This window comes from Adhaeribacter aerolatus, from assembly GCF_007991635.1.
GTDB lineage: Bacteria > Bacteroidota > Bacteroidia > Cytophagales > Hymenobacteraceae > Adhaeribacter > Adhaeribacter aerolatus.
Window position 1 is genome coordinate 93,167 of record NZ_BJYS01000031.1, and the last position, 8,557, is coordinate 101,723.

At 38.2% G+C, this 8,557-nt stretch carries 8 protein-coding genes; 6 read left to right on the forward strand and 2 right to left on the reverse strand.

What is annotated here, in order from left to right; genetic code table 11:
- The first annotated feature begins 243 nt into the window (after window positions 1-243).
- Both AAE02nite_RS19115 and AAE02nite_RS19120 read left to right on the forward strand, forming a co-directional pair.
- Entirely contained in the window at window positions 244-879 is a 636-nt protein-coding gene (locus tag AAE02nite_RS19115; protein WP_146901540.1) for a Crp/Fnr family transcriptional regulator, read from the forward strand.
- Between the two features lie 82 nt (window positions 880-961).
- Window positions 962-1,891 (forward strand): NAD-dependent epimerase/dehydratase family protein, encoded by a 930-nt coding sequence (locus AAE02nite_RS19120; protein ID WP_146901543.1) that lies wholly within the window; start codon window positions 962-964, stop codon window positions 1,889-1,891.
- A gap of 62 nt (window positions 1,892-1,953) precedes the next feature.
- Here AAE02nite_RS19120 and AAE02nite_RS19125 read toward each other — a convergent pair whose 3' ends face one another.
- Window positions 1,954-2,193 (reverse strand): hypothetical protein, encoded by a 240-nt coding sequence (locus tag AAE02nite_RS19125; RefSeq protein WP_146901546.1) that lies wholly within the window; start codon window positions 2,191-2,193, stop codon window positions 1,954-1,956.
- Between the two features lie 172 nt (window positions 2,194-2,365).
- On the opposite strand from AAE02nite_RS19125, the gene AAE02nite_RS19130 reads away from it, so the two are divergent.
- The 4 genes from AAE02nite_RS19130 (at window position 2,366) to AAE02nite_RS19145 (ending at window position 6,199) form a co-directional block, all read left to right on the forward strand.
- The gene (locus AAE02nite_RS19130; protein WP_146901549.1) at window positions 2,366-2,569 is read left to right on the forward strand and encodes a hypothetical protein; all 204 of its coding nucleotides are present in this window, start codon (window positions 2,366-2,368) and stop codon (window positions 2,567-2,569) included.
- 1 nt (window position 2,570) lies between these two features.
- The gene (locus AAE02nite_RS19135; protein WP_146901552.1) at window positions 2,571-2,840 is read left to right on the forward strand and encodes a hypothetical protein; all 270 of its coding nucleotides are present in this window, start codon (window positions 2,571-2,573) and stop codon (window positions 2,838-2,840) included.
- Window positions 2,841-2,980: 140 nt separating this feature from the next.
- Window positions 2,981-4,240, forward strand: a complete 1,260-nt coding sequence (locus AAE02nite_RS19140; RefSeq protein WP_146901555.1) for a hypothetical protein — start codon at window positions 2,981-2,983, stop codon at window positions 4,238-4,240.
- Window positions 4,241-4,309: 69 nt separating this feature from the next.
- Window positions 4,310-6,199 carry an SIR2 family NAD-dependent protein deacylase gene (locus AAE02nite_RS19145; RefSeq protein ID WP_146901558.1) on the forward strand — a complete coding sequence of 630 codons (1,890 nt, stop codon included), beginning with the start codon at window positions 4,310-4,312 and terminating at the stop codon, window positions 6,197-6,199.
- 450 nt (window positions 6,200-6,649) lie between these two features.
- Here AAE02nite_RS19145 and AAE02nite_RS19150 read toward each other — a convergent pair whose 3' ends face one another.
- Entirely contained in the window at window positions 6,650-8,452 is a 1,803-nt protein-coding gene (locus tag AAE02nite_RS19150) for a M61 family metallopeptidase (protein ID WP_246151160.1), read from the reverse strand.
- Between the last annotated feature and the right edge of the window lie 105 nt (window positions 8,453-8,557).

The window sequence follows — 8,557 nt, forward strand, 5'->3', positions numbered from 1 at the left end:
TATTAGCACTAGGGTTTGTTGGCAGTAATATTTCAGAAAAGTATTAACGCTCTTTTTTGTTACGCCGGAATATTCTATTCTGGAATCTAATCTTTTGGAAATATTATTGCAAAGCAGGTCTGCTCAAAAGTTAGGATTAACGTAAGGCGATTGGTTTAAATATCTTCCTAATAAAACCAAAACTTTTGCTTTCTCAGAAATCTAAAAAACTTAAATTAGGGTTCACAAACCCCTTTTTGCGGTATGAGCACTTTAACCCCCGAAGCATTAAAGCTTTACCGGCAGCACCTGGAAGCATTTGTATCGTTTACCGACCCGGAATGGGCGCTCTTTTCCGCCCAACTTTACCGCCGTGATATCCGGAAACGGGAAGTACTGGTAGAACACGGTAAAGTTTGCCACGAAGTTTGTTTTATTCTGTCGGGGTCCTTTCGGTTTTTCTTTATTAAAGATGGGGTGGAGATTAGCAATTATTTTTGCTTCTCCGGCGAACTCATCAGTGCCTACCAAAGCTTTCTGAAACAAGCGCCGAGTTTTCCTACCATCCAGGCCATGGAAGATGCTTCGCTTATTTGCTTTACGTACCAATCGCTGCAAGCCCTGCTGCAAAACCCAACCGTGGCACTTAAAATGGAGCGTTTCGGGCGATTGGTGGCGGAGTACCTGATTTGCTGCTACGAAGAAAGAGTGGTCTCTTTTGTAACCCAAACGCCCGAAGAACGCTACCTGGATTTACTGCAAAAACAGCCCGATTTGTTGCAGCGCGTCCCGCAGCATTACGTAGCCAATTACCTGGGCATCACCCCGGTTTCGCTGTCGCGCATTCGCAAACGCCTGGCCGCTGCCGCCGCTCCCAAGCACCTGACTTTAGTAGCCTGATAAGTGCGCCATTTCTTATCTTTTGTTAACGCTTTAAGGTAGTTGCATGGTTTAACTTTGTAAAAAATAAAGCTACCCAGAGATGATACATACCATATTAGGAGCCGGCGGACCAGTCGGCAATGCCTTAACCAAAGAACTTTTAGAAAACGGCGAAAACGTGCGATTGGTGAGTCGTCGCCCCATCCAAACTACCGGCAATACCACCTGGGTAAATGCCGATCTGAAAAATTATCAGCAGGTAGTAGCAGCCGTGCAGGGCGCCAAAATAATTTATATGTGTGCCGGGCTGCGCTACGATAAAAAAGTGTGGGCAACCGAATGGCCGATGATTATGCAAAACCTGATTAATGCGGCTAAAACTACGGGTGCCCGGCTGATCTTTTTTGATAACGTGTATATGTACGGCCACGTGCCAGGCCCTATGACGGAAGAAACGCCTTACAACCCCAGCAGCAAAAAAGGAGAAGTAAGGGCCCGGATTGCCGAGAACCTGATGGGAGAAGCCAAAGCAGGAAATATTAACGCTTCCATTGCGCGGGCTGCCGATTTTTACGGAGCTGAAAGCCTGAATAGTTTCTACGACGCGATGGTATTGGCAAAATATGCAAAAAAACAAAAAGCCATGTGGCTGGGCAACCCCGGGAGCCTGCATAGTTTTACCTACGTGCCCGATGCCGGCAAAGCCCTGTATTGCCTCGGCCAACACTCCGAAAGCGGTAACCAAATTTGGCATGTACCTACCGCCCCGGCCCTTACCGGCCACCAGTTTATACAATTGGCCGCCAAGGCCTTTAATGTCCCGCCTAAATTTACCAAGGTTAATAAACTGATGCTGCAAGCGCTGGGTTTATTTAACAAAAGCATTGGTGAAACGGCCGAACTATATTACCAATACCAGTACGATTATAATTTCACCTCCAGTAAGTTCGAGAAAGCTTTTGGCCTAAAACCCACTACTTATGCTGACGGCGTGCAGCAACTTTCGCAAACGCTTTTCAAGCCGGTTTAAATCGCCGGCTTGCTGCAGCCGTTTATGGCGTTAATTTGGCCCAGGTCTGGCTTATTTATATATTAGGTGCTGCTATTATCACCGGCCTTATTCTCTGTCTCGGGGTTAATACCACCTATTACGTTGCCACCTGTAATGCCAATGCCTTGCGTATTTTCGGCGCTGTTTTCTTCAATCATGGATTGGCCGCTGATACCGGCTTTGCTGGCAGCACCCCGCAATTTATTCTTTTCAGTGCTATTATTCTCCTCATTTCCCGAAGCAGGAGATGAATTTTGCTGCTCTTTGTTGTCTTCCATCATTATCTGGTTATACTGTTTTGTTTTATGTACAGTTTACGTGATTTATCAGCAGTTTGGGTTCGAAAAATCAATATATTAAACTGGACCTGAAAATTCATTTCCCATCAGGTAATCTCCTACTATAATAAAATTATTGGTATGTCTATTTAAGGCTATCGCCAGCGTCCCGCTGGTGATAATTTCTGCCGGCCTCTACTTCTATACGGGCTATGAGTTTCTGGAAGAGCTGCAACGGCTGAAAGGGAGTGAGATAAAAGAAATTCCTTTGGAATACTGTACGCTGCACCTGATTCCTTTGGATAAAACCACCATGCGGTTCTATGACCGCTTAGAAGTAAAAAATAAACAAACCTTAAAATCTTTAAATCAAAATTAATATGTCAATCGCTAGAAGAATAAAAAGAAATAAAAATAAGCCAAAGAATAACAACAACTTATATAAACAGCTTAACCTAAGAAAGAAAATGATTTTTTCTTTGATTACTCCGAATGAATGCCGGAACTGTGACGGGCCAAGAAAAGAGCTTTCCTTCGAACAATTGCCAGAAATAGAGAAAAAGCCTTTAATAGATAGCAATATATTAGAAAGAATAGATTACTTCCTTTACTGCCCAGAAAGCAAAGAATACAACGCTCTTTTAAAGTAAGTAGGATATTAAAACAGAAGAACCGGGTAATACCGGTTTTTTTGTTTTTCAATTGCTTACCTATAGTAAGTTTAATATATTGTAAAAAGCAAAGTATTTTGTTTCACGGTAATTAATTGGCTAACCATTATGAAATTTGTATGAGGCATTATAGAGAACTTACATTAGAAATTAACAATGAACAGGAAATACGTTCTATTCTTAAGCAAATGGAGACCTTAAAAGCTGAGGGTTGGAAGGTTCAGAAGTCTCTTAAAAAAGAGTATGCGAAAGACAACAAAATAAATGAAGACGAACTTGTTTCCTTTATTTCTCCATATTACAAGAACACTAAACCAAAATCTGAAAAAGAGGTATTTGCAGGAGTAGTTTATCTAGGGTTTGTTGACAATTCTATTAAAATACTTGATATAAAAAGTGTTTTAAAAGGAGAAAAGCTTCCAGTACACCTGTACAATCTTATTTTCCATCAATTTATAAAAGATGTTATAAAGCCTAATGCCAACCTATTTAGAAATTTATTAGGAACAATAAAGTTAAATAAAAAAAAACCTGAAATACAATTAAGTAAAGCCGATAAAAAAAGTGGTAAAAAATTACTTTGTATTGCTGTTTCCACAGAAGGATTTAACGTTTTTAATAAACGCCTGAAAAGGCCTATTCACTTTATTGAGCGAGATGGAACTGGCGAAGGGTTATTCCAAGAAGGAGATGAATTAAAAATCGGCCAAAAGAAGATTGAATATTTTAGCCCCAATAATATCGGGATACTTTTGTCAATTGCTACCAAATCGCAATTGGAGGCGAGAAACCTCCTTCATAAAATTAAACGAAGGCAGAATTTAGCTAATCCCTTAGATAATATTAAAGAAAGTTCTGAAGATATCTGTAATTATATAGAGCAAATTCAAACATCCATTGTTTTTACTTACACTACTATTGAAGCTTTCGTAAATTTAAGTATTCCAGATTATTACGAGTGTTTCGAAATTAAAAAAGAATCAGGAGTTTATTATGAGAGGAAGTATACTCGAGATGCCATAGAGAGGCTCATTCCTCTCAAAACAAAAATCAAAGAAATTCTTCCTGATATTTACGATACAAGTGCAATAGAAAATGAAAAGTTTTTCACAAACTTTGCGCTTTTGGAAGAGTTAAGAAACAAGATTATTCACCAGAAATCAATTGAGCACACTGACTTATATAAAGAATATTTCAGAGAATCTATATTTAAAATATGTAATGTATCAAACGAGCTAATTTCATTTTTTTATGAGAATTGTGAGAAAGATTTTACAACGAATCCAATTTGGCCGTGGATAGATGGAAAAGAAAATATATTGCCTAAATCCACTTTTAATTCAAAAGACTTTCAAGTTGTAGGTTCTATATATGATTAACCTTAAATAGTATATTATTTTATATTGCCATTCTAAAAAAGATTTAGGTGTACTTCACAAAATAAAAAAATGCATAAAGAAAATTTATTCAAACTAATAAGAAGTGAGGAAGTAGTATTATGGGCAGGTGCTGGGCTATCATTATATGCTGGTTTCCCATCAGGAGAAAAATTGGGAACAATTTTGTACAACAGCTTATCTGATAGTGAAAAGAAGGAAATTAGACCTGATTTATTATTACCAGATTTAGCTGAAGCTATTTATAGAATAAAAGGGAATAATAAGAACTCTATAATTAGAATATTAAGCAAACAGTTTGTTGATTTCATTCCAGAATCTACACTTTACCATGATAAATTAGCTTCAATTCCGCATTTTAAAACAATTATTACTACAAACTACGATAAATTAATTGAAAATGCATATGGTCAAAGAGGCCAATTACTCTTAGCCTCTAGACATATTCCCTATATTGAGAAGGAAAAAGTAAGTATTTTCAAAGTTCATGGTGACTTATCTGAACCAGATAGCATAATATTAACCAAAACAGACTTTAACAACTTCTTTAAGAATTCTAGTGAATCAGAAGTTTATTGGACTGTAATCAAGGAGAAACTAGCAACAAAGAATGTTTTGTTTATAGGTTATAATCTTGAAGACCCAAATGTGTCAGTTATATTTGACAGAATTTCAGAAGTTTTAGGTACTCATCGAAGAGAATGTTTCTTTATTTCTCCTAATCTAACTTTTAATAAAATATTAGAATTAGATAGGAAAGGTATTCATTACATTGATTCAACTGGTGAAGCTTTTATAGATGAGCTAGATTTAGATATTAAACAAAACATAACTAAAGACTTAGAAAAAGGAATGACATCAGCAAATACTTTTAGAGATTTTCTTTATAATAATAAACTAATAGCAGAAGTAAAAAGTAATAAAGACTCATTTAAACTAGTTTCTTTAAATGGTATTGATGGTAAGATAGAAGGTAAATTAAATTTTAGTTTGAAAAATGATGAAGAATTTAATGCTAAATTGAATGACTTTATTAAAGGTTACAAATTTGGAGATTTTGAAATTCCAGAGGGAAGACTTTTAAAATCTGACTTTACTGTAAATGGCATTAAACTTCCAGGCTCAGATGAAGTTGCTTGGTTAAAGTTCCAAAGTGTTCCATCAATAACTTCAATTATAGATATTCGCTTTGATGACGGTTCTGAATTTAACGAAATTCCAGTAAAAATTTATCGTTCACCATTCTTAATTGAAATTCATGTACAATTAAAAAGTGCGTTTTTAAAAATTAATTTTGAACCTGTCGCCCAAGGAAGGAATAAAACGAATTTCCATTATGAACATGAGGAAAATTGTTTAAGAGTTAAAGATGAAATTGAACTGTTTTTGCTTTTGAATAATTTTGCTTCAGGAAAGCAATTCAAAATTTATACTCAAACTGGAATACCTTATACCCCAACAACTTTAAAAAAATTACCGCCTTTACTAAAAGTAACACAATATTATCTAGCATACTTCAGCAACCTAAAAATATTAGAACAACATTATGATGTTCGGTTTTCCAATATAAATATAAAATCTATAAACAAGGAAGCATACGAGTTTGTAATGCTAGCTGTTGCAGTAACTAAGGGAGAAACTTTAATTGTTAATTTTAATAAGGAATTTCAAGTAGAATTAAATGATGTATCTGACCGAATAATATCTCAGTTGAAAAAAGTTAATAAAGATGGTGTTCCCTTTGTGGCCTTATTCCAAGAAGAAGTACTTGAAATACATGGGCAGAAAATCAATTTAGGTTTCAAAAGAGTTGAATACTTAAAGCCTAAAATATTGAACCTTGATTCTGTTCTTAAGGGTGCAGAACAGAAACTTAAGTTTAAAAGTAAAAGAGCTAGAGTAAAATATTCTTACAATGAAGATTTCAAAGAGGGATTATAAAATTTATTGAATGCTTTCCTAGAAAATATAAGGTTTTATAAGAATGTAGACTGCAATGCTATATAGTATTTAATTGTACCTAGAACTGAAGTTAGCCCATAGAAATCAGATAGGCTAAACATCTTTATAAATGGTCCCCTATCCCGTCCCCTAAGAATTGAAATACATGTTAATCAATTGATATATAATAATATATGACATATGTTAATCCTCTGGCCGCATTACTTGGCTAATGAGTGGCCAGCGGACGCAAAAAGAAAACAAGAGCGAGGACGCCCGCGCCATATACCTCCCCGTACTTCATCACCTCCATCATAGAACTGAAGAAATGGGGGTAATAGCCATATAAAAGAAAAAAGCTCCTGAGAATTTGCAGGCGCTTTCATCTTATTAAATTAAACTGTTACCAAATGGCAGCCTTCTTATACCAGCAACCTCAATTTGGAACAACTATATCCGGAGCCATTTATTATACACCAGCACCTGTTCCGGGGTAGCATTGGGCAGTTTTTCTAATTTATAACTTACTGTAGGATTATTTGTGAGCGTTACCTCTAAATCGAGCAGCCGGCCAGCGCGGGCTACGGTTACTTTAACTTTATCGTTGGGCCGGTACATCTGCACCAGGGCATTCAGGTCGGTACCTACTCTGAAACCATTCAAAGCCAGGATTTCATCGTTAACGTTAATACCGTGCTGCCAGGCCGGCGAATCGCGCCGGACCGAGGTAACCAATAATTTGCCGGTGGCAGCCGAGGTGTTCGCGCCCAGGAAGGCTTCAGTTTTACCTTCCTGCTGATTTACCAGTTTTAAGCCAGCATAGCCGAAATATTTATTGTAATCAAAAGTTTTAGTTCCGGCTACATGTTCTTTAAAAAAAGCATCCAGGTTATGGCCTGCTACCCGTTCCACTGCCCGCTTAAATTCTTCGTCGGTGTAACCCCGTTTTTGCTTTTTATAATATTCGGTCCATAAATAACGGAATACATCATCGAGGGTTTTCTGGCCGCGGGTGGCGCCCATTATTTCTAAATCCAGGAGATTACCGATAACCGCTCCGCGGCTGTAATAAGAAATGGTTGCATTGGCGGAGTTCTCGTTGGGGCGGTAATTTTTAATCCAGGCATCAAAGCTGGCTTCCGTAGCCGATTGTACTTTATTACCGGGCGTATTTTCGATGCCCGTAATACTCCCGGCAGCTATTTCCAGGTACTGCTCGGGTGTATAAATGCCCTGGCGGCGCATGAATAAATCGTCGTAATAACTGGTAATCCCCTCCGACACCCACAGCATGTTGCTGTAATTTTCGTTTTCGTAATCAAACGGCCCTAACGCAATCGGGCGAATGCGTTTTACATTCCAGAGGTGAAAATATTCGTGGGAAATTAAACCCAGGAAACCTTTATACGTTTTTTCGGTGGTGGCAAAAAAGAGTGAGGTTTGCACCGTAGTAGAATTTAAATGCTCTAACCCGCCGCCAATACCCGGCCCGCAATGGACAATAAAGGTATAATTCCGGTTCGGGTTTTCGCCGGTAACAGCGGTAGCCGCCTCCACTATTTTTATCATATCCGCTTTTAGGCGTTGCTGGTTATAAAGCGGTTTTCCGTAAATGGCTACGCTATGCGGCACGCCGGCCGCCTCAAACGTAAATATTTCCTGGTTTCCGATTTCAATCGGCGAGTCGGCCAGCACATCAAAGTTTGGGGCCTGTAACACCCATTTATTCCCTCCTACCGACTGTAAACCGGTAGAAATTTCTTTCCACTGGTGGTAAGGCTTTATGGTAACCGTAGAGGCCAGATTGAGTTTTTTATCGGGATACAGAAACAAGGCCGCCCCATTGAGGTAGCCGTGCGATTGGTCCAGGAAGTTGGTTCTTACGGTAAGGTCAAAGGCGTACACCTTGTATTTTACTTTTACCTGGTTGGCATTATTCGCGTAAACCCGCCAGGTATTTTTATTTATTTTTTCGGCTCTTAAATTTTGGTTACCGGCTGAGGCTTCGAAACCTTCTACATGGCGGGCATATTCCCGGATTAAATACGAACCCGGCGTCCAGGTAGCCATTTTCAGGTCCAGGTACCGTTGCTTCATATCGGTCAGGGTCATTTCAACCTGGAAATAATGGGTCTGCGGCTCTTCCATCGAAACGGTATAAGCCAGTTTGGGGGCGGCTTGGATTATTAAAGCCGCTTGTAAAAACAAAAAAAGGGAAGAAAACAGAAACTTGGAATGGATTAATTTAAGCATTATAAAAGTTGAAGATTTAGTATTAAGGTAGCCCGCGTTAAATAGTGGCTATAAATATAAGCAATATTTTATGCTACCACTTCCTGACCTACAACCAAGGATTGA